Source organism: Ornithinibacter sp., from assembly GCF_035443565.1.
Taxonomy (GTDB): Bacteria; Actinomycetota; Actinomycetes; order Actinomycetales; family Dermatophilaceae; genus Fodinibacter.
Window position 1 is genome coordinate 3,043 of sequence record NZ_DAORSO010000005.1, and the last position, 20,580, is coordinate 23,622.

Consider the following 20,580-nt stretch of genomic DNA (forward strand, 5'->3'; position numbering starts at 1 on the left):
GCCGCGAAGGCTCCGGCTGCCAAGGCACCCGCGAAGAAGGCTGCCACGACGTCGGCTCCCGCCAAGACGGCCGCGAAGGCTCCGGCGAAGAGGGCCACCACGAAGTCTGCCCCGGCTGCGAAGAGCACGGCATCCAGCGCCTCACCCGCGACGCAGGCTCCGTCGGCACCGGCATCCGGCAGCACTCCCGCGAGTGACGCGTGAGGTTGCCGGACATCGACGACGCAGCACAGCAGGACCAGCAGGCCGGGCCGCCGGAAACCGGCGACATCGTCATCGACGCTGCACTGCGCGATCTCGCGAACACCCCGGCGGGTGACCTCGACGGTCAGCTCCAGGCCGGTGAGGCCGTCCACCGCACCCTGCAGGGGCGGCTCGCCGACCTCGGCGGCTGACATCGCACGTCTGGACGCCGAGCTCGTACGGCGGGGGCTGGCACGCTCTCGGGGGGAGGCGCGGGAGTTCGTCAGGGCCGGACAGGTCACGATCGGTGGCTCGGTGGCGACCAAGCCGTCGCTGCCCGTGGCCGACGACGACGTCCTCGTGGTCGAGGTCGCCGGCCCCCGTTGGGTGGGCAGGGCTGCCCACAAGCTCGACGCGGCGCTGCAGGAATGGGGACCCGTCGGCCTCACCGTGAAGGGGCGTCGGTGTGTCGACGTGGGTGCCTCCACCGGGGGCTTCACCCAGGTGCTGCTCGCCGCCGACGCAGCGCATGTCGCTGCCGTCGACGTCGGACGAGGGCAGCTCGTGCCCGACGTGGCGAGCGACCCACGCGTCACCGAGCACAGCGGGACGACGATCCGCGGACTTCAGCCGGAGACCATCGGCGGCCCCGCGGATGTCGTCGTGGCCGACCTGTCCTTCATCTCGTTGACCCTCGTGCTCGCCGACCTCGCTCGACTGATGGGCGAGCGAGGTGACCTCGTCGTGCTCGTGAAGCCACAGTTCGAGGTCGGGCGGGGCCGGCTGAACCGGCAGGGCGTGGTGACAGACCCGCGCGAGCGGACGGCGGCCCTCCAGCGGGTCGTCGAGTCGACCCTCGACGCGGGGCTGTTCGTGCACGGCATCCGCGAGAGCCCGATCGCGGGCACCACCGGCAACATCGAGTACCTCCTGTGGGCCCGGTCGGACCCGTCGGACACAATGAGCGCTGACCGGGTCCGCGACATCGTTCGCGAGATCACCACCGAGGCGCGCGGAGGATGAGCATGACGAGCACCCCGTCACGTCGCATCCTGCTCGTCACGCACCTCTGGCGGACTGACGCCCAGGAACTCGCAGCCGGGGTGGCCACCCGGCTCATCGCCGCCGGCGTGGGGGTGAGCGCGTCCAGGGACGAGCTCGTCGACACCCCACTGGCGCGGGTGCCGGGCGTGCTCGGCGTCGACACCGACACCGATGAATCGGCAGCAGCCGGCTGTGAACTGGTCTGCGTCCTCGGTGGGGACGGCACGATCCTGCGGGGGGCCGAGCTGTCCCGCGGGTCAGGCGTCCCGCTTCTCGGGGTCAACCTCGGGCACGTGGGCTTCCTCGCCGAAGCCGAGCGTGAGGACCTCGACGCGACCGTGGAACACATCGTGGCTCGTGAGTACCACGTGGAGGAGCGCACGACCCTCGAGGTGCGCGCGGAGGAGGACGGCAGGACGGTCTTCCAGTCGTGGGCGCTCAACGAGGTCACGGTCGAGAAGGCGTCTCGGGAGCGGATGCTCGAGCTGACCGTCGAGATCGACGGGCGCCCGCTGTCGACGTGGGGCTGCGACGGGGTCGTCATGGCCACCCCGACCGGGTCCACGGCGTACGCGTTCTCGGCGGGTGGCCCCGTGGTCTGGCCCGATGTCGAAGCCCTGCTGCTCGTGCCGATCAGTGCGCACGCCCTGTTCGCGCGCCCCGTGGTCGTCGGCCCGCAGTCGCGCTTCGTCGTCGAGGTGCTCGCGCAGACCGACGCCCACGGGGTGGTGTGGTGCGACGGGCGCCGGGCGGTCGGCCTCCCCCCGGGCGCGCGGATCCACGTGCGCCGTTCCGATGAACCGGTTCGCCTGGCCCGCCTGAACTCCGGGGGCTTCACCGACCGACTCGTCGAGAAGTTCGACCTCCCCGTCGAGGGGTGGCGCGGTGCCGCCCGCCGCCAGCTGGCCCAGGGGGACGGCTCACCGTGATCGAGGAGATCCGCATCCGCGACCTCGGTGTCATCGACGAAGCAGTGCTCCCGCTGCACCCCGGGCTGACCGTGCTGACGGGGGAGACGGGCGCGGGGAAGACCATGGTCGTCACCGGGCTGGGCCTGCTCCTCGGCGGCCGCGGAGACTCTGCCCTGGTCCGCGCCGGTGCCGACCGCGTCGTCGTCGAAGGGGTGCTGTCCCTGCCCGAGGGCCACCGGGCGCTGGGCCGGGCCGCGGATGCCGGGGCGGACGTTCGCGACGGCCTCGTCCTCGTGCGCTCGGTCGCGTCGGACGGCAGGTCCCGGGCACACGTCGGTGGTCGGGCCGCGCCCGTCGGACTGCTGGCCGAGCTCGCCGAGCACCTCGTCGCCGTCCACGGGCAGGCCGACCAGTGGCGGCTGCGCCGCGCGGACCAGCACCGTGAGGTCCTCGACGGCTTCGGCGGGGGCGACGTCGCGACGGCCCTCACCGACTACCGGGCGGTCCACGGCGAGCTGATCGGGGCCGAGGCCGAGCTGGGCGACCTGCGCGCCGCGGCCGCCGCCCGTGCGCGCGAGGCCGAGACCCTGCGGGTCGGGCTCGAGCGCATCGAGGCCCTGGATCCCCAACCGGGCGAGGACGACGCCCTGCGCGTGGAGTCGCAGCGGCTCGGCCACGCCGAGGAGCTGCGCGACGGTGCCGGTGCGGCGCACGACGCGCTCACCGGCGGCGACGACGCCGGCGGTCCCGCGAACCCGGGCGTCCTGGGGGCGCTCGCGACGGCATCGGCGCGCCTCGACCAGGTCAGCGCCAGCGATCCGGCCCTGGCCGAGATCGGCACCCGGGTCGACGAGCTGCGCTACCTCGCCGCTGACGTCGCGGCCGACCTCGGCTCCTACCTCGCCGACGCCGACATCGACCCGGCCCGGCTCGAGCAGGTCGAGTCGCGCAGAGCCGCACTGTCCGAACTGACCCGCCTCTACGGGCCAGGCGTCGACGACGTACTCGCCTGGGCGCGTGACGCAGCCGTGCGGGTAGCCGAGCTGGAGTCGACCACCGATCGCATCGACGAGCTCGCCGCGCGCGTCGAGGTGCTCACCGCCGAGCGTGAGCGGGCTGCCGCCACCCTCACGGCGCGCCGCACCGCCGCTGCATCCACCCTCGGGGACCGCATCACCGAGGAGCTCACGCACCTGGCCATGGGGTCCGCCACCGTGACCGTGGACGTCGCGGATGCCGGTCGCTTCGGCGCCGAGGGGCGCGACGACGTGGAGATCCGGCTCGCGTCCGGGTCGGGCACGGCACCGCGATCGGTGACCAAGGCGGCATCCGGTGGTGAGCTCTCCCGGGTGATGCTCGCCCTCGAGGTCGCCACGGCGACCGAGACCGCCAGCGTCCCGACGTTCGTCTTCGACGAGGTCGACGCCGGGGTCGGTGGGCGTGCCGCCCTCGATGTCGGGGCCCGGCTGGCCGCTCTGGCCCGCCACGCCCAGGTGATCGTCGTGACGCACCTGGCGCAGGTGGCGGCCCACGCCGATCGACACCTCGTCGTCGAGCGCTCGGACGACGGCCACGTGACCCGCAGCGGCGTGCACGAGGTCACGGGGGAGGACCGCGTGGCCGAACTCGCGCGCATGCTGGGTGGCTCGGGCACCGACGCCGCCCTGGAGCACGCCCGAGACCTGATGGCTCGCGCTCGCGGCTAGCGTCACGTGGCACGATGGTGCCGATGTCGATTCGCCTACCCTCCCGCCGTGGCCGTGGTCCCCTCCCGGGGCTGACCGGCCCTGCTCGAGTGGACCGTCGCACGAAGAACCTGACCAAGCGGCTTCGGCCCGGTGACATCGCCGTGATCGACCACGAGGACCTCGACCGGGTGAGCGCCGAGGCCCTCGTCGCCTGTCGCCCCGCCGCCGTCGTGAACGCCGCTGCGTCGATCTCGGGCAAGTACCCCAACCTCGGCCCGGAGATCCTCGTGGCGGCCGGCATCCCGTTGATCGACAGCGCCGGCCCGGACGCGATGCAGATCAAGGACGGGGTGCTGCTCACCATCGATGGTGGCGACCTGATCGCCGACGAGCGCACCATCGTCACCGGGGAGCGGCTCGACGCAGAAGCCGTCCAGGCGATGATGGCCGTCGCCCGCGCCGGGATGTCCGACCAGCTCGAGGCCTTCGCCGAGAACACGATGGACTATCTGCGCCAGGAGCGTGACCTGCTCTTCGACGGCGTCGGGGTCCCCGACATCACCACCGAGCTCGAGGGCCGGCACGTCCTCATCGTCGTGCGCGGCTACCACTACAAGGAGGATCTGCAGATCCTTCGCCACTACATCCGTGAGTACAAGCCGATCCTCATCGGGGTCGACGGCGGTGCCGACGCCCTCATCGAGGCCAGGCACAAGCCCGACCTCATCGTCGGCGACATGGACTCGGTGTCCGACGACGCCCTGCGCAGCGGCGCCGAGGTCGTGGTGCACGCCTACCGCGACGGCAAGGCGCCCGGGCTCGAGCGGGTGCGCTCGCTCGGCGTCGAGCCGGTGGTCTTCCCGGCGACCGGGACCAGCGAGGACGTCGCCATGCTGCTCGCCGACGACAAGGGCGCCCAGCTCATCGTCGCCGTCGGCACCCACGTCACGCTCGTGGAGTTCCTCGACAAGGGCCGCAAGGGCATGGCCAGCACCTTCCTCACCCGGCTGCGGGTGGGGAGCAAGCTCGTCGACGCCAAGGGGGTCAGCCAGCTCTACCGGTCCCGGATCTCCCTCTGGAGCCTTTTCCTCATGCTGGCCGTGGGCCTGCTCGCGCTCGCAGCCGCGCTGTGGTCCACCGACGGCGGCCGCGCGCTCATCCAGGTCTTCGGTGCACGCCTCGACGACCTCTGGTCGTCCATCCAAGGAGTTTTCTAGGTGATCGACTTCCGCTACCACCTCGTCTCCATCGTCTCGATCTTCCTCGCGCTCGCGGTGGGGATCGTGCTCGGTGCCGGCCCGCTCCAGGGCGAGCTCGGGGACACCTTGACCAACGAGGTCGCCGGCCTGCGGGAGGACAAGGCCCAGCTCAACGCACAACTCTCCGACGCGACCGCCGAGATCGACGCCCGCGAGGACTACATCGGCGAGACCAACCCCGCCATCCTGGCCGACAGCCTGGACGGCCAGCGGGTGGCCGTCGTCGTGCTGCCCGGCACGGACACCGCGCTCGTCGAGTCCACCGCGACGAGCCTGGCCTCCTCCGGCGCGGCTGTCGTCTCGACCACCACCATCGGCCAGAACTGGGTCAGCACCGACGAGGCGGTCGTGACGGCTCGCGACGCCGCGGTGCGTGACGCCGCTGCCGGTGCCGGCATCGACGTCAGCGACACCGGGTCGGTGTCGGCGAGGGACGTGCTGCTCGCAGCACTGCTCAGCACATCCGCCCGCACCCTGCCCAACACCATCGACGCACAGCAGGCCAGGTCTGCCCTGGCCACGCTCGCGTCGGCAGACCTCATCGAGGTCGCTGGTGAGGACGTGCAGATCGCCGACCTCGTCGTCGTGGTCGCCGGGACGATCACCGAGGGAAATCCTGCTGCCCAGCAGGCCGCCGCCGACCGGTGGGTCGACCTCGTCATCGCCCTGGACGCGCGATCGGCAGGTCTGGTCACCGCTGGCGCGACGACCACGGCCACGGACGCCATCGACGTGGTGGCCAGCATCCGCAACGACGCGACGGCCACCGAGGGCGTGTCCACGGTGGACAACGGCGGGTCGACGCTCGGCCAGGCCAGCATCGTGCACGCCCTGGTCGAGCAGCGTGCTGGCGAGGTCGGGCAGTACGGCTTCGCCGAGGGTGCTGACGCCCCGTTCGCTCCCGTCCCGGCGCCGTGATCGCTCGCACCGCCGCCATCGGCGGCCTGGCCGCGGGGGCGGCCCACGGTGCCTTCCGGTTCCTCACCAGCGCGGTGACGTCCCGCCGGTGGGCGCGCACGAACCATGCGGGGCACGACGTCACCCTCCTCGAGGGCCCGGCCTACGTCGTCGGGGCAACGGTGGGGGCCGCCGCAGGTGCCCTCACGGCGGGCCCTGCGGGCGTGGTGGCAGCCATCGGCTCCGGTGCGTTCGGCGCGTTGGACGACCTGGGCGGCGACGGCTCGAGCAAGGGCCTCAAGGGGCACCTCGGGGCTGCCGCCCGTGGCCAGATCACGACGGGCTTCATCAAGATCGTGGGGATCGGGGCCACCGGTGTGGCTGCGGCGATCCTCGCCGACCGTTCGCGCCACGACGTCGATGCCGTGGACGCTCTCGTCGGTGGAGCCGTCATCGCCGGATCTGCCAACCTCGCGAACCTGCTCGACCTGCGGCCGGGGCGCGCTCTGAAGGTGACCCTGCTCGCCGCCCTGCCGCTGATGGTGCGTCGTGGTCCGGGCGCCTCCGCCGCAACTGCTGCTGCGGGGGCGGCTCTCGGCGTGATCGGTCCCGATCTGGCGGGGACGGCCATGCTCGGGGACACCGGCGCCAACGCCGCCGGGGCACTGGTCGGAACGGCTCTGGTCGAGGCCACCGGTCGACGGGGACGGGTGGCTGCACTGGTGGTGCTGGCTGGCCTGACCCTGGCCTCGGAGCGGGTGAGCTTCACCAAGGTCATCGAGTCGACGCCCGGCCTGCGTGAGTTCGACGCCTGGGGCCGGCCGGCGCGATGACGGGACGCCGCTTCGCCTCAGGCATCGCCGGGGCCGCCGGGCTGATCGCCGTCACCACCCTGCTCGCCCGTGTCGTCGGCTTCGGCCGCATCCTGGTGTTCGCGGATGCCGTGCGCGCCGGCGGAGTGGGCGGCATCTACTCCAGCGTCAACGCCCTGCCCAACGTCATGTTCGAGGTGGCCGCCGGTGGTGTGCTGGCCGCCGTCGCGGTGCCGCTCATCGCCCACCGACTCGGGGCGGGGGAGCGTGACCGGGCCGACCAGACGGCATCCGTCCTGCTCTCGTGGGCGATGCTCGTCCTCCTCCCGGTCGCGGCCCTGCTCTGGCTGCTCGCCGGGCCGATCGCCGGCTGGCTCATCAGGTCACCCGACCCGGCCGCCGAGGACGTCGCCGCGACCCTGCTGCGGATCTTCTCCGTGCAGGTGCCGCTCTACGGTCTGGGCATCATCCTCACCGGGTTGCTCCAGGCCCACCGCCGCTTTCTCGCCGCGGCGCTGGCGCCTCTGGTGTCCTCGGTCGTCGTCCTCGTGTCCTACCTCTGGTACGGCTCGATCGTCGACGGCGAGACGGCACCCTCACTCGTGAGCGCCGAGGCCATTCGCGTGCTGGGGTGGGGCACGACGATGGGTGTTGTCGTGCTCTCCGTGCCACTGGTCGTTCCCGCCCTGCGCACCGGTTGGCGCTGGCATCCGGGACTGCGCCTGCCCAGCGACGACGCCCGTCGCCTCCGCGTGCTCGCCGGCGCCGGGATGCTCGCCCTGCTCGCACAGCAGGGGGCTGTGCTCGTCACGATGTGGCTGGCCAACCACACCGGCGACGACGGCACCTTCACCGTGTATCTCTACCTCCAGGCGGTCTACCTGCTGCCGTACGCCGTGCTCGCCGTTCCCGTCGCGACGAGCGCGTTCCCGGCACTGGCCACCGGAACCGGCGCCGGGCAGGACGTCAGCGGGACCCTCGCCCGCTCGCTGCGTGCCGTGCTCGTGCTGACGGGACTCTCCGTCGGCGTCCTCATCGCCGCGGCCCCGGCCATCGGCCCCTTCTTCGCCATCCTCGACGCGCGCCGCAGTGGCGGCGTGGCGAGCACCGCGGCCCTGGCGGCCCTGCCCGGCGCGCTCAATGCCTACGCCCCCGGACTCGTGGGTTTCGGTCTCATCGCGCTGCTGACGCGGGCGTTGTACGTGCGCGGCAAACCCACGGATGCCGCGCTGGCCGCCGCCATCGGCTGGAGCATCGCCGCGCTGCTGCCGCTCGCGGTGCTGGGCAGCGGGCAGGATCCGGGGCTCACCCTGCGGTGGCTGGGCCTGTCCTCGACGATCGGGATGACCGTGGCCGCGGTGGCACTACTGCTCCTGGTGCGGCGAACGTGGGGTCCTGCAGTGACCCAGGGCATCGGTCGAACGACGGGGGCACTCGTCGTCTCGGTCGCGCTCGCGGTCGCCGCTGGCGACGTCGTGACGCGGGGGAGGGCCCTCGACGACCTCGTGGAGACCATGGTCGTCGGGGCGGGCGCGGGGTTGCTGGCCCTGATGATCGGGGTCGTCGCGCTGATGGTCGGGGACCGCGCGATGATGTCGGAAGTCCTCACGCGCGGGAGGGCCAGGCGCCGTGGAAGGGGGCAGGAGTGAAGGTTCTCGTGGTGCTCGGGACGAGCGCCGGAGGAGTCGGTGCGCACGTCAAGGGGCTCATCGGGTCCCTCACTGGGCAGGGACACACCGTCGTCGTCGCCTGTCCGCCAGAGGTGGAGGAGCACTTCCACTTCGCCCGGGTGGCGACGACCACGGCATCCCTCGAGGTCGCTGACCGACCGCACCCGACCCGCGACGCCCGAGCCGTGCGCGACCTGGCACGACTGTCGGCGAAGGCCGACGTCGTGCACGCGCACGGACTGCGGGCTGCCGCCCTCGCGGTGATCGCCACCGCCCGCTCGGGGGTTCCCGTCGTCGCGACCCTGCACAACGCCGCGCCGTCGGGGGCGCTCACGTCGGCGGTCTACGGGGGGCTGGAACGGGTCGTCGCTCGGGGGAGTGACCTGGTGCTCGGGGTGTCGGCCGACCTCGTCGAGCGCATGCGGCGCCTCGGTGCCCGCCGCACCGGCCTCGCCGTCATCGCGGCACCGCCGCGACGAGAGGCCGAGCGCGACCGGTACGCCGTTCGATCCGAGCTCGGGATCGGCGGACGCACCTCCCTCGGGGTCGTCGTCGCGCGACTGGCGCCCCAGAAGGGGCTGCCGCTGCTCCTGGACGCCCACCACGAGCTCTCGACCCAGGGGCTGGACCTGCTGACCGTCATCGCCGGGGACGGGCCGCTGCGCGAGTCCCTCCAGGCGCGCATCGACGCCGAGAACCTCCCCGTGCGCCTGCTCGGCCACCGCAGCGACGTGCCGGACCTGCTGCGAGCTGCCGACGTCGTCATCTCCAGCGCGGTCTGGGAAGGCCAACCGGTCGGCATCCAGGAAGCCCTGCACGCCGGTGCGGCCGTCGTCGCGACGGATGTCGGGGGAACGGCCGCGGTCACGGGTGGTGCAGCGCTCCTCGTGCCACCGGATGACCCCCTGTCGCTGTCGCGCGCGATTCGTGACGTGGTGCTCCACGGATCGGTGCGTGATGACCTGCGCTCCAAGGCCGTCGAGCGCTCCGGCGAGCTGCCCACCGATGCGGATGCCGTGGCGGCGGCGCTCGGCGCCTACGCGTCAGTGCTCGGGCAGGGGCCCGACGGACGGTGAACCACCGGTCCGAAACGTGGGACCTCGCGACGCGCCGACCCAAGCCGTCCCGCAACCCCCGCGCCATGACGTACCGTTGAATCCCGTGGTGCTTCAGACGACGAAACAGATCTTCGTGACCGGAGGAGTTGCCTCCTCCCTCGGCAAGGGGCTCACGGCCTCCTCCCTCGGTCACCTCCTCCGGGCGCGCGGGCTGCGGGTGACGATGCAGAAGCTCGACCCCTATCTCAACGTCGACCCCGGGACGATGAACCCCTTCCAGCACGGTGAGGTGTTCGTCACCGACGACGGTGCCGAGACCGACCTCGACATCGGCCACTACGAGCGATTCCTCGACGTCGCGCTCAAGGGCAGCGCCAACGTCACGACCGGTCAGGTCTACAACCGGGTCATCCAGCGCGAGCGGCGCGGGGAGTACCTCGGCGACACCGTCCAGGTGATCCCGCACATCACCAACGAGCTCAAGGAGCGGATGCGCGCCCAGGCCGCCGGCTCGCCCGGGGTCTCGGATGCCGACGCACCGGACATCATCATCACCGAGATCGGTGGCACCGTCGGCGACATCGAGTCGCTGCCCTTCCTCGAGGCTGCCCGCCAGGTGCGCCACGACCTGGGCCGGGACAAGGTGTTCTTCCTGCACGTCTCGCTGGTGCCCTACCTCGCCCCGAGCGGTGAGCTGAAGACCAAGCCGACGCAGCACTCGGTCGCCGCCCTGCGCCAGGTCGGCATCCAGCCCGACGCCCTGGTCCTGCGGGCGGACCGCGAGATCCCCGAATCCATCAAGCGCAAGATCAGCCTGATGTGCGACGTCGACACCGAGGCCGTCGCGGCCGCCGTCGACGCCCCCAGCATCTACGACATCCCGAAGGTGTTGCACCGCGAGGGGTTGGACGCCTACGTCATCCGCCGCCTCGGGCTGACCTTCCGCGACGTCGACTGGACGGACTGGGACCTGCTCCTCGAGCGGGTCCACGAGCCCGAGCACGAGGTGACCGTCGCCCTGGTCGGAAAGTACATCGACCTGCCCGACGCCTACCTCTCGGTCACCGAGGCCCTGCGGGCAGGCGGTTTCCACCACGACGCCAAGGTCCAGATCCGGTGGGTCGCCTCCGACACCTGCGACACCGAGGCGGGGGCGCAGCGCGCCCTCGGCGGGGTGGATGCCGTGCTCGTGCCCGGAGGCTTCGGCGTGCGGGGTATCGAGGGCAAGGTCGGCGCGTTGCGCTGGGCCCGCACCCACCTCGTCCCGACGCTCGGGATCTGCCTGGGTCTGCAGTGCATGGTCATCGAGTACGCCCGCGACGTCGCCGGGATCGAGGGCGCGAGCTCGACCGAGTTCGACCCCAAGAGCACGGCTCCGGTCATCGCGACGATGGAGGAGCAGAAGGCGTTCGTCGAGGGTGCCGGCGACCTGGGCGGGACGATGCGGTTGGGTTCGCAGCGGGCTGCGTTGCTCGAGGGATCGGTCGTCGCCGGTGCGTACGGTGCGACGTTCGCCGACGAGCGGCACCGCCACCGCTACGAGGTCAACAACGACTACCGGCAGCAGCTCGAGGACGCCGGGTTGGTGTTCAGCGGCACCCACCCCGAGCTGGGGCTCGTCGAGTTCGTCGAGCTGCCGGCCGACGTGCACCCCTACTACGTCTCGACACAGGCCCACCCCGAGTTCAAGTCGCGCCCGACGCGGGCCCACCCGCTGTTCGCCGGTCTCGTCGGCGCGGCGATCGAGGCCCAGCGGGCCTCACGGCTCGTCGAGGTGGAGCGTCCGCGCCACCACGAGGCTGCCGACGCCCATGCCTGACGAGCTGCGTGACCAGCTCGCGTCACTGCCCGTGCGGTCGTGCGTGCGGTCCTTCACGGGCCACGTGTGGAACATCGTCACCGAGGACGTCGACCTCGGTGAGGGCGGGGTCGTGACCCGGGACTTCGTCGACCATCCCGGGGCGGTCGGCATCCTCGCCCTCGATGAGCAGGATCGCGTCGTGCTCGTCCAGCAGTACCGGCACCCGGTCGGTGCCTACGAGTGGGAGCTCCCGGCGGGTCTGCTCGACGTCGACGGAGAGGCACCGCACCTCACTGCGGCGCGCGAGCTCATGGAGGAGGCCGACCTCGAGGCGGCGCAGTGGCACCTGCTCCTCGACCACTACACGAGCAGCGGCGGGTCCAGCGAGTCCGTGCGGGTCTTCCTCGCCCGCGGACTCACCGACGTCCCGGTGGAGTCGCGCCACGCGCGCGACGGGGAGGAACTCGGGATGCCGGTGCGTCGCGTCCCGCTCGACGAGCTCGTGGAGTCCGTCCTCGCCGGCGACGTGCACAACGGCACCCTCATGGTCTCGGCCCTGGCAGCCCAGCGGCTGCGCGAGCGGGGCTGGGTCGGCACGCGCTCGGTCGACGAGCCGTGGCCGACGCGGCCCCGACGCCGCGGATGAGCGAGCGAGCCTTCGGGGACCGGTCGGCGGCGGCGCGGATGCCGTCGGCGGACCGGCGGTGCCCGTGCGGTGGCGTTCCTGCCGGGGCCGCGCTGAGCGCGTGCTGCGGCCCGGTCGTCGCCGGTGAGCTGGCGGCATCCACCGCCGAGGCGCTGATGCGCTCGCGGTACACCGCCTACGTGCTCGGCGACGGTGACCACCTCTTTCGCACCTGGCACCCCCGCACCCGCAGCGACGATGCCGACCCGGACCCGAGGGTTCGCTGGGAGGGGCTCAGCGTGCTCGACGTCGTGGCGGGTGGCCCGCAGGACACCGACGGCATCGTGGAGTTCCGCGCCCGCTGGGTCAGTGCCGACGACGGGCCGGTGCGGCGCGGGCAGCTGCACGAGCGCAGTCGCTTCGAGCGCCGCGCCGGCAGGTGGTTCTACGTCGAAGCCGTCGACAAGGCTTGACGAGACCTGTTCTCCTGCACCGCGCGCTGCCATACTCGGGCATCCCACGAGCCTGGAGGCCGCATGACCGCGTCACGAACCACCGTCGTCCGAGGGCTGGCCACAGCCGTCGGCATCGTGAGCCTGGTGAGTGTCACCGGGTTGGCCACCGCAGCGCCCGGTGACCCTGGCAAGCCGCGCTTCACCGCGGGCTCCGAGGGCGTGGGGGACAACTACTTCCCCTACTCGGGCAACGGTGGCTACGACGTCTCGCACTACGACCTGGCCATCGACTACACGCCTCCGGCACCCTCGCCGGCCCCCCTGGAAGGCCAGCTCTCGGGAGTTGCGACGATCGACCTCACCGCGACGGCCGATCTCGACCGGTTCAACCTCGACCTGCGGGGGATGACGGTCTCGGCGATGACGGTCAACGGCAAGCGCGCCACCGGCATCACGCCACCCGCGCCCGGTGCCGAGGTCGATGGAGCCGCGTACTGGCAGGTGCAGGACGACGCCGAGCGCCGGTGGGAACTCACCGTGCAGCCACGGCCCAAGCTCAAGAAGGGCCAGAGCGTCCGACTCGTCGTCACCTACGGGGGGACCACCACGCGCCCGACCGACATCGAGCAGGCTCCCTACGGCTGGTACACCACCCGGGACGGGGCGATCGTCGTCAGCGAGCCGGACGGCTCGATGACGTGGTACCCCGTGAGTGACCACCCACGCGACAAGGCCACGTACTCGTTCCGGATCACCGTGCCCGAGGGCAAGGTGGCGGTGGCCAACGGGCTTCCGGACGGCCCTCCGGTGACTGCCAACAGGCGCACGACCTGGTCGTGGGATGCCGTGGACGAGCAGGCCAGCTACCTCACGACCGCGTCGGTGGGTGACTTCGAGGTGCTCCCGGTGACGTACTCGGCGAGCGGGGTGCCCATCCACGACTTCGTCGACAGAAAGATCTCCGCGAGCCGGCGCGCCACGACCAACGCCAGCCTGGCCCTGCAGCCCCGGATGATCGACTTCTTCGAGTCGAGGTTCGGCCCCTACCCGTTCAGCGCGTTCGGCTCCAGCGTCGACAACGACAGCGTGGGCTACGCGCTCGAGACGCAGACCCGCCCGGTGTACTCCGGCTCAGCCAGTCAGGGCACCGTGGCGCACGAGCTGGCGCACCAGTGGCTGGGCAACGCCGTCAGCCCGAAGGACTGGAAGCACATCTGGCTCAACGAGGGCTGGGCCACCTACGCGACGTGGCTGTGGAACGAGGAGAACGGCATCCGCACCGCCCAGGCCGCCTTCGACTCCTGGTACGCCCCCGCCCGCACCCCCGCCTACTGGGCGCTGCCGATCGACGACCCGGGCCCGATGGGCCTGTTCGCGGGACAGGTCTACGACCGCGGCGCCGGCACCCTGCACGCCCTGCGGCTCAAGGTCGGCGACGAGGCCTTCTTCGCGGGCGTGCAGACCTGGGTTGAGCGCTACGACGACAGCACCGCGACGACGGCCGACTTCCAGGCCGTCTACGAGGAGGTGTCCGGCCAGGACCTCGACGGGTTCTTCCAGGAGTGGCTCGCCACCCCGGCCAAGCCCAGCTACCCGTAAGCCGAAGGAGCCGGTCGCGCTCACTGGTAGGAGACGAACCACGGTGTCGGGCTGACCTGCGCCATCGTCTGCTCCGGCGTGAGCATCGGCAGGTCCTCGTCCTCGAAGTTCTTCCACCCGAGCCACACCCCATCGGGCAGGTCGCGCCTGAGGCGCTTCCAGGTGGACTGCTTGGCACCCTGACGGCCCTGCCCGTCGGCGTGCACGAGCCACTGGATCTCGTCCAGGGTGGTGTCCAGGCGCTCCCGGTCGGTGATCATCGACGGACGGAACTGGTGGAGGGTGAGCACCTTGGCGGGCAGGTCGTGCTCGCGCACCAGCGCTGCCAGCCAGGCCCCCACGCGGTTGACCTCGTCGACCCCGACCGAGCCGATCTGGCGCAGGTGCTTCTGGTCGGGTTCCAGGCGCCATTCCGGGTCGAGGGCCAACCCGACGGACGGGCGGCGCAGCAGGGGTTCGTAGAACTTCGCCTGGGTGAGGAAGTCGGTGCGCCCGGGTTGCAGGTCGATGACGACGTAGATGCCCGCCTGCTCGGCCGCCTCGACCCAGGGGAGCAGCACCTCGATCGGGGTCCGTCTCGAGTACGAGCCGTCCTCCCCAGCGGCCTGGGACGCCACGCTGGCGATGAGCTCGAACGCCGGGATCACGGGTTCCTTGCTGAGGGCGGTGTACTCCTTCGCCAGCGACCGTGCGCGGCGAACCGCCTGGTCCGGGGGCTGCTCACCGAGCATCCCCAGGGCCTTGGTCTGCGGATGTCCGTAGAGCGCGATCATCCGGCGCCCCGGGAACGGGACGAAGCCACCACCGGGCAGTTCCACCGCGCGACGCACCGTGCGCACCCGCTGGGCAACCCGCTCCGCGGGGCCGAGGTCGGACCCCAGGGCGAGGGTCGGCCCGCTCCCGGCGCGCACCGGCCCCATGGCATCCGGGGTCGCCCGGACGTCGCCGTGCTGCACCGTGACCCGGTCGGCCCCTGCGGCGTCGGCCGTGGCAGCCACGGCTGGCGGGAGGGCACCGCCCGGCCTGAGCAGCACGACGGCTCCGTGTGCCTTCGGGCGCGGGGGCAACCCGGGAAGCGCCGCGACCGCCCCGGCATCCGACCCGTCCACGACGACCAGGCCCGCCGATGCGTCAACGCCCTCGGGCGCGCCGGCACCGACCCGAACCACCGTGCTCACACCGAGCCGGTCCAGCTCTGCGGCCAGACCCGGCCCAGCGACGAGCACCGGGAGGGCGTGGGCGGTGGCCAGTTCGGCCGCGGCCGCGACATCGGTGTCGGCACTCGCCACGACGACGACACCGGCGCGGTCGAGCAGGACACGCGAGGCGGCCAACGCCTGCTCGTGGGGGGAGGCGTCGACGTCGACGACACCGGCACGCTGGTCGGCGGCGACCACGAGGGACGTGGAGCCGGCATCCGGGTCGCCATCATCGCTGCCGCCGCTGCTGTCCGACGTGCAGGCCGTCGTCGTGGCGGCGACCGAGCCGACGACGAGCACGGCGGCCGCGCGCAGAGCGGTGCGGCGGGGGAGGGGCTGGTTCATTGGGGGGGCTCACGGTGGGGGCAGGGAGGCCCTACCACCCTGACACGGCTCGCCGCGGTTTCGGCCGTCGTGCCCACCCGGGATCGGGGGAACCCGTTCTGAGGTCACGCCGGACCTCCGTAGACTGAGGCGGCTCCACCGCACCCCACCCCGACCCGAGAAGGATCCCCCGTGCTCCGCACCCACGAGGCCGGCACCCTGCGTGCCGCCCACACCGGCCAGACCGTCACCCTCACCGGGTGGGTGGCAAAGCGGCGTGATCACGGGGGCGTGGCCTTCATCGACCTCCGCGACGCCAGCGGGGTCGTTCAGGTCGTGGCGCGCGACGAGGTGTTGACCGGTGCCGCCCACGACCTGCGCAGCGAGTACGTCGTCAAGGTCGTCGGTGAGGTCACCGCGCGCGAGGACCGCAACATCAACCCCGACCTGCCGACCGGCGAGGTCGAGGTCGTCGCCGGCGCCATCGAGGTGCTCAACGAGTCGGCGCCGCTGCCCTTCCAGGTCGACGAGCGCGTCACCGTCGGCGAGGAGGCCCGGCTCAAGCACCGCTACCTCGACCTGCGTCGCCCCGGCACCCGCTCGGCCGGTCACGCCATCCGGCTGCGCTCGAAGGTGAGCGCTGCCGCCCGACGCGTGCTCGAGGCCCGCGACTTCGTCGAGATCGAGACCCCGACCCTGACCCGGTCCACGCCAGAGGGTGCCCGCGACTTCCTCGTGCCCGCGCGCCTCGCCCCCGGCTCCTGGTACGCCCTGCCGCAGAGCCCGCAGCTGTTCAAGCAGCTGCTCATGGTGGCCGGGATGGAGCGGTACTACCAGATCGCCCGCTGCTACCGCGACGAGGACTTCCGCGCCGACCGCCAGCCCGAGTTCACCCAGCTCGACATCGAGATGTCCTTCGTCGAGCAGGACGACGTCCTCGAGCTCGGGGAGGCCGTCGTCCGCGAGATCTGGCAGCTCATCGGCGTCGACCTGCCGACGCCGTTCCGCCGGATGACCTACGCCGAGGCGATGCGTCGCTTCGGCTCCGACAAGCCCGACCTGCGCTTCGGCCAGGAGCTCGTCGAGTGCACCGACTACTTCGCGGACACCCCGTTCCGGGTCTTCCAGGCCGAGTACGTCGGCGCGGTGGTCATGCCCGGCGGTGCGAGCCAGCCGCGCAAGCAGCTCGACGCGTGGCAGGAATGGGCCAAGCAGCGCGGCGCCCGCGGCCTGGCCTACGTGCTCGTCCAGGAGGACGGCACGCTCACCGGCCCCGTGGCCAAGAACCTCTCCGAGACCGAGCTCGAGGGCCTCGCCGCGCACGTCGGCGCGCAGCCCGGTGACTGCGTCTTCTTCGCCGCCGGGAGCACCCGCTCCTCGCGGGCCCTGCTCGGCGCCGCCCGCCTCGAGATCGGCAAGCGCTGCGGCCTGATCGACGAGAACGCCTGGGAGTTCCTCTGGGTCCTCGACGCACCGCTCTTCGAGCCGGCGTCCGAGGCGGTCGCCGCCGGTGACGTCGCGGTGGGCTCGGGCGCGTGGACGGCCGTCCACCACGCCTTCACCTCGCCGAAGGCCGAGTTCCTCGACACCTTCGACACCGACCCCGGGCCGGCGCTCGCCTACGCGTACGACATGGTGCTCAACGGCAACGAGCTGGGCGGCGGGTCGATCCGTATCCACCGCCGCGACGTGCAGGAGCGCGTCTTCCAGGTCATGGGCCTGTCGCGTGAGGAGGCCCAGGAGAAGTTCGGCTTCCTCCTCGACGCCTTCGCGTTCGGCGCGCCCCCGCACGGCGGCATCGCCTTCGGCTGGGACCGCATCGTCATGCTGCTCGGCGGCTTCGACAGCATCCGCGACGTCATCGCCTTCCCGAAGTCCGGCGGCGGCTACGACCCGCTCACGGAGGCGCCGGCCCCGATCACCCCGGAGCAGCGCAAGGAGGCCGGGATCGACAGCCGGCCCCCGGCATCCGAGCCGCCTGCCTGACGGGTCCGCTCAGCCGAACCAGCGGCTGGTCCAGCGCATGCCGGTGGTGAAGCCCAGCCGTTCGTAGACGCGACGGGCCGAGTCGTTGTCGGCGAACATGCCGAGGGCGCAGGCCCCGGTCTGCTCGACGGCGCGGCGGGTGAGGTGCGCCGTCACGGCTGCGCCCCACCCGCGGCCGCGCTGCGAGGCGTCGACGGCGATCCCGGCGAGCGTGGGGGTGCCGGCCGCGCACGGCTCGCTGCACCCGGTGGCCAGCAGTGCGCCGGTGTGCGGGTCCCGCACGCCCACCCAGTACTGGTCCGGGCGGGCGAAGGGCTGGCCGTGGGTGCGCGGGCTGTGTGCGGCGAGGAAGGCCTCTGCCTCCTGCCTGCTGGAGGGGTCCAGGACGACGACGTGGTCCTCACCACGGACGGGCGCGGGGGAGGTGCTGGTCCACATCCAGTCCCACTCACCGCCCCGGGTGCCGAGGTCGAGGCGCGCCTCGACGAGCCCGACGAGGCCGCGCGGGACGCTGAGGTGGCGGTGGCCCTCGCCCGTGACGAAGGCCCGCACCGCCGGGTCGTCGAGCAGGATCGCCAGGCCGCCCTCGGTCGCGAGGGCGGAGCTGCCCGGGACCCCGTGGTCGGAGCGCCGGTGGAACAGCACCGAGGTCTGGCCGGCGTGGTCGACGGCGAAGGCGGGCCCGACGAAGCCGGCGCCGACGTCGAGGACCGCGACCGGATGCCGTGAGGTCGCCTCCTCGAACTCGGCGCGCGTCGTGAGGGTGCGGACCGCCGTCATTCGGTGATTCCCCATCGTTCGTGCAGGCGTCGCAGCGGTGCGGGGGCCCACCAGTTGGCCGAGCCGAGCACCGACATCGTGGCCGGGACGAGGAGCATGCGCACGAGGGTGGCGTCGATGACGATCGCCAGGACGAGGGCCACCCCCATCTGCTTCATGATGAGCAGGTCGCCCGCGGCGAAGCCGGAGAAGACGATGACCATGAGGAGCGCGGCCGAGGTGATGATGCGACCGGAGCGTTGCAGGCCCAGGGTCACGGCACTGCGGGTGTCGTGTCCCTGCTCGTGCAGCTCGACGATGCGGGAGAGCAGGAAGACCTCGTAGTCCATCGACAGGCCGAACCCGAAGGCCAGCACGAGGAGCGGGATGGTGTTCTCGAGCGCCCCGGTCGAGGCGAAGCGCAGCAACCCCTCGAGGTGGCCGTCCTCGAAGATCCACACGGTGACACCGAGCGCGGCCCCGAGGGAGAGCACGTTCATGACCAACGCCTTGATCGGGATGACCACGGAGCCGGTCATGAGGAAGAGCAGCACGAGGGTGGCGAGGACGACCAGCCCGGCAGCCCAGAGCGCCCGGTCGGCCACGGTGGCGCGGAAGTCGACGATGCCCGAGGCCTGGCCGACGACGTAGGCGTCGAAGGGGGCCCGGTCGCTGCGCAGCGAGTCGACGAGGTCGCGCGAGGCCTCGCCCGTGCCGGAGTCACCGGTCTGGAAGCCGACGGTGACGACGCCGTTGTCGAGCTCGCGGACCGGGTCGACGGACTCCACACCCGGTCGGTCGGCGGCGGTGTCGGCCCAGGCCTGCACCTCGGCGACCGGCGCACGGCTCACGAGCAGCACTTCGGCGCCGGCGAGCAGCGGGTAGCCCGCCCGGAAGTCCTCGTAGAAGGTGCGCTCGGGGGTGCCGACGGGCAGCAGCTCGGGGCCGGACGAGGTGAGCTCGAGGCGTAGCGCCGGGAGGGCCATGACGACGAGCACCGCCGAGACGGCCGCGATGACGACCCACGGCATCCGGTGCACGCGCTCGGCCAGGCGCGAGAACACGCCGACGTCCGAGGCGGTCTCCGTGCCGCGCTTGAGCAGGCGTCGGGCCCCGAGGACACACAGCGCCGGGATGAGGGTCAGCGCGACGGCCAGGGCGATGAGCACGACCGAGACACCGGCCACGCTCACCGCGCGGATGAACGGGATCTGCAGGACGAGCAGGCCGGACAGCGAGATGGCGACGGTGAGGGCGGAGAAGATGACGGTGCGGCCGGCCCGGTTCATCGTCGCCGCGGTGGCGGCGACCACCTGGGCGTGCGTGGCGTCGGTGGCCGGGGTGCCCTGGAGCAGCGCGCGCATCTCCTCGCGGAAGCGGGAGACGACGAGCAGCCCGTAGTCGATGCACAGGCCCAGCCCGAGCACCGTGACGACGTTGACGACCGAGGCGTCGAGGTCGAGCAGGTACGACAGCCCGAGGAGCGAGGCGAGTGCGCCGGCGATCGAGGCGATGGCGCCCAGGACCGGGAAGCCGGCAGCGAGGAACCCACCGAAGACGACGACCATGACGAGGAAGCTGACCGGAAGGGCGATGCCCTCACCGCGCTGGCCGTCGATCTTGACCTGCTCGATGATCCGGTCGACGAGGGAGCGCAGCCCACCGCGTTGGTCCCCGGTGGCGCCGGTGTCCTCGGCGAGGCCGTCGAACACGGCGTCGACCTGGTCGGTGGCGGCGGCCTCCTGCTCGGCGGTGTTGGCCTCGTCGAAGGTGACCACCGTCGCGAACCCGCCGGATGCCGGGTCACCGTCGAGCACGAACCGCAGCGCGTCGGGGGTGCTCGGGCCGCCCGGTACGACGAACGGGTTGACGGCGGATTCGACGTGCTCGATGGCGGAGAGGTCCTGCACCGCGGTCGCGGCGGCGCTCGCCACGGCCGGGTCGCTGAGGTCGACCCCGGTGAGCGTCTGGGTGTAGGTGCTGAACCCGCTGCCGCCGCCCTGGGCCAGCAGGTCACGGCCGTCCTGGTTCTCGCCGGCGACGACGATCTCACCGCTGTCGAGCCGGCTGAACAGGCTCGGGGTGCCGGTGGCGCCCAGGGCCACCGCGAACCCGACGACGATGAAGAGCACCCAGAAGCCCACGATGGCCTTGGCGTGACGGGCGACGTGGCGCCCCCACCGCTCCAGGGCGGGACTGCCGTGCCGGGCGCTCCTGCTCATGCGGCACAGCCTGCCAGAGCGCGCCCGGGTGGCTCAGTACCAGTGGGGGGAGCGGGACAGGAACGCCTCGTAGGCCCGGCACGGGCTG

The 20,580-nt window shown here is 72.3% G+C and carries 17 protein-coding genes; 13 read left to right on the forward strand and 4 right to left on the reverse strand.

From position 1 onward, the window contains the following. A partial coding sequence (locus tag PLL68_RS01360) for a hypothetical protein (protein ID WP_324531014.1) occupies positions 1 to 398 on the reverse strand: 398 nt, incomplete at its 3' end. On the opposite strand from PLL68_RS01360, the gene PLL68_RS01365 reads away from it, so the two are divergent. From PLL68_RS01365 to PLL68_RS01420, 12 genes are all read left to right on the forward strand, one after another. Beyond that, the gene (locus PLL68_RS01365; protein ID WP_324530929.1) at positions 343 to 1,206 is read left to right on the forward strand and encodes a TlyA family RNA methyltransferase; all 864 of its coding nucleotides are present in this window, start codon (positions 343 to 345) and stop codon (positions 1,204 to 1,206) included. The genes PLL68_RS01360 and PLL68_RS01365 overlap by 56 nt on opposite strands. A gap of 2 nt (positions 1,207 to 1,208) precedes the next feature. Then, on the forward strand, positions 1,209 to 2,156 hold the full coding sequence (locus PLL68_RS01370; protein ID WP_324530930.1) for an NAD kinase: 948 nt from the start codon (positions 1,209 to 1,211) through the stop codon (positions 2,154 to 2,156). Beyond that, positions 2,153 to 3,844, forward strand: coding sequence for a DNA repair protein RecN (recN, locus tag PLL68_RS01375; protein WP_324530931.1), 1,692 nt, complete (start codon positions 2,153 to 2,155; stop codon positions 3,842 to 3,844). Before PLL68_RS01370 ends, recN begins: the two co-directional genes overlap by 4 nt. A 23-nt stretch (positions 3,845 to 3,867) precedes the next feature. Further along, positions 3,868 to 5,043: a putative cytokinetic ring protein SteA gene (steA, locus tag PLL68_RS01380; RefSeq protein WP_324530932.1), complete on the forward strand. Its 1,176-nt coding sequence runs from the start codon at positions 3,868 to 3,870 to the stop codon at positions 5,041 to 5,043. Beyond that, positions 5,044 to 6,003: a copper transporter gene (locus PLL68_RS01385; protein WP_324530934.1), complete on the forward strand. Its 960-nt coding sequence runs from the start codon at positions 5,044 to 5,046 to the stop codon at positions 6,001 to 6,003. After that, on the forward strand, positions 6,000 to 6,815 hold the full coding sequence (locus PLL68_RS01390) for a hypothetical protein (protein ID WP_324530936.1): 816 nt from the start codon (positions 6,000 to 6,002) through the stop codon (positions 6,813 to 6,815). The genes PLL68_RS01385 and PLL68_RS01390 overlap by 4 nt, the downstream gene beginning before the upstream one ends. Further along, on the forward strand, positions 6,812 to 8,443 hold the full coding sequence (gene murJ / locus PLL68_RS01395; protein WP_324530938.1) for a murein biosynthesis integral membrane protein MurJ: 1,632 nt from the start codon (positions 6,812 to 6,814) through the stop codon (positions 8,441 to 8,443). Before PLL68_RS01390 ends, murJ begins: the two co-directional genes overlap by 4 nt. After that, on the forward strand, positions 8,440 to 9,540 hold the full coding sequence (locus PLL68_RS01400) for a glycosyltransferase family 4 protein (protein WP_324530940.1): 1,101 nt from the start codon (positions 8,440 to 8,442) through the stop codon (positions 9,538 to 9,540). Before murJ ends, PLL68_RS01400 begins: the two co-directional genes overlap by 4 nt. Before the next feature lie 88 nt (positions 9,541 to 9,628). Then, on the forward strand, positions 9,629 to 11,341 hold the full coding sequence (pyrG, locus tag PLL68_RS01405; protein ID WP_324531010.1) for a CTP synthase: 1,713 nt from the start codon (positions 9,629 to 9,631) through the stop codon (positions 11,339 to 11,341). Further along, positions 11,334 to 11,969: an NUDIX domain-containing protein gene (locus PLL68_RS01410; protein ID WP_324530942.1), complete on the forward strand. Its 636-nt coding sequence runs from the start codon at positions 11,334 to 11,336 to the stop codon at positions 11,967 to 11,969. The genes pyrG and PLL68_RS01410 overlap by 8 nt, the downstream gene beginning before the upstream one ends. Then, positions 11,966 to 12,421 (forward strand): YchJ family protein, encoded by a 456-nt coding sequence (locus PLL68_RS01415; protein ID WP_324530944.1) that lies wholly within the window; start codon positions 11,966 to 11,968, stop codon positions 12,419 to 12,421. The genes PLL68_RS01410 and PLL68_RS01415 overlap by 4 nt, the downstream gene beginning before the upstream one ends. Positions 12,422 to 12,484: 63 nt before the next feature. Continuing rightward, positions 12,485 to 14,002 carry a M1 family metallopeptidase gene (locus PLL68_RS01420; RefSeq protein ID WP_324530946.1) on the forward strand — a complete coding sequence of 506 codons (1,518 nt, stop codon included), beginning with the start codon at positions 12,485 to 12,487 and terminating at the stop codon, positions 14,000 to 14,002. A gap of 20 nt (positions 14,003 to 14,022) precedes the next feature. On the opposite strand, the gene PLL68_RS01425 is transcribed toward PLL68_RS01420, so the two are convergent. Next, positions 14,023 to 15,546, reverse strand: a complete 1,524-nt coding sequence (locus PLL68_RS01425; protein ID WP_324530947.1) for a hypothetical protein — start codon at positions 15,544 to 15,546, stop codon at positions 14,023 to 14,025. 171 nt (positions 15,547 to 15,717) lie between these two features. On the opposite strand from PLL68_RS01425, the gene aspS reads away from it, so the two are divergent. Beyond that, the gene (gene aspS, locus PLL68_RS01430) at positions 15,718 to 17,511 is read left to right on the forward strand and encodes an aspartate--tRNA ligase (protein ID WP_324530949.1); all 1,794 of its coding nucleotides are present in this window, start codon (positions 15,718 to 15,720) and stop codon (positions 17,509 to 17,511) included. 9 nt (positions 17,512 to 17,520) lie between these two features. Here aspS and PLL68_RS01435 read toward each other — a convergent pair whose 3' ends face one another. Together PLL68_RS01435 and PLL68_RS01440 are read right to left on the reverse strand one after the other, a co-directional pair. Beyond that, complete coding sequence (locus PLL68_RS01435) at positions 17,521 to 18,291, reverse strand: GNAT family N-acetyltransferase (RefSeq protein WP_324530951.1); 771 nt, start codon at positions 18,289 to 18,291, stop codon at positions 17,521 to 17,523. Then, the gene (locus PLL68_RS01440) at positions 18,288 to 20,492 is read right to left on the reverse strand and encodes an MMPL family transporter (protein ID WP_324530953.1); all 2,205 of its coding nucleotides are present in this window, start codon (positions 20,490 to 20,492) and stop codon (positions 18,288 to 18,290) included. The genes PLL68_RS01435 and PLL68_RS01440 overlap by 4 nt, the downstream gene beginning before the upstream one ends. Positions 20,493 to 20,580 lie beyond the last annotated feature (88 nt).

Excerpts from the sequence above, each read along its gene's own strand:
- PLL68_RS01370 (WP_324530930.1), top strand. The coding sequence starts at position 1,209 with ATGACGAGCACCCCGTCACGTCGCATCCTGCTCGTCACGCACCTCTGG.
- steA (WP_324530932.1), top strand. The coding sequence starts at position 3,868 with ATGTCGATTCGCCTACCCTCCCGCCGTGGCCGTGGTCCCCTCCCGGGG.
- murJ (WP_324530938.1), top strand. The coding sequence starts at position 6,812 with ATGACGGGACGCCGCTTCGCCTCAGGCATCGCCGGGGCCGCCGGGCTG.
- PLL68_RS01410 (WP_324530942.1), top strand. The coding sequence starts at position 11,334 with ATGCCTGACGAGCTGCGTGACCAGCTCGCGTCACTGCCCGTGCGGTCG.
- PLL68_RS01415 (WP_324530944.1), top strand. The coding sequence starts at position 11,966 with ATGAGCGAGCGAGCCTTCGGGGACCGGTCGGCGGCGGCGCGGATGCCG.
- PLL68_RS01420 (WP_324530946.1), top strand. The coding sequence starts at position 12,485 with ATGACCGCGTCACGAACCACCGTCGTCCGAGGGCTGGCCACAGCCGTC.
- PLL68_RS01425 (WP_324530947.1), bottom strand. The coding sequence starts at position 15,546 with ATGAACCAGCCCCTCCCCCGCCGCACCGCTCTGCGCGCGGCCGCCGTG.
- PLL68_RS01435 (WP_324530951.1), bottom strand. The coding sequence starts at position 18,291 with ATGACGGCGGTCCGCACCCTCACGACGCGCGCCGAGTTCGAGGAGGCG.
- PLL68_RS01440 (WP_324530953.1), bottom strand. The coding sequence starts at position 20,492 with ATGAGCAGGAGCGCCCGGCACGGCAGTCCCGCCCTGGAGCGGTGGGGG.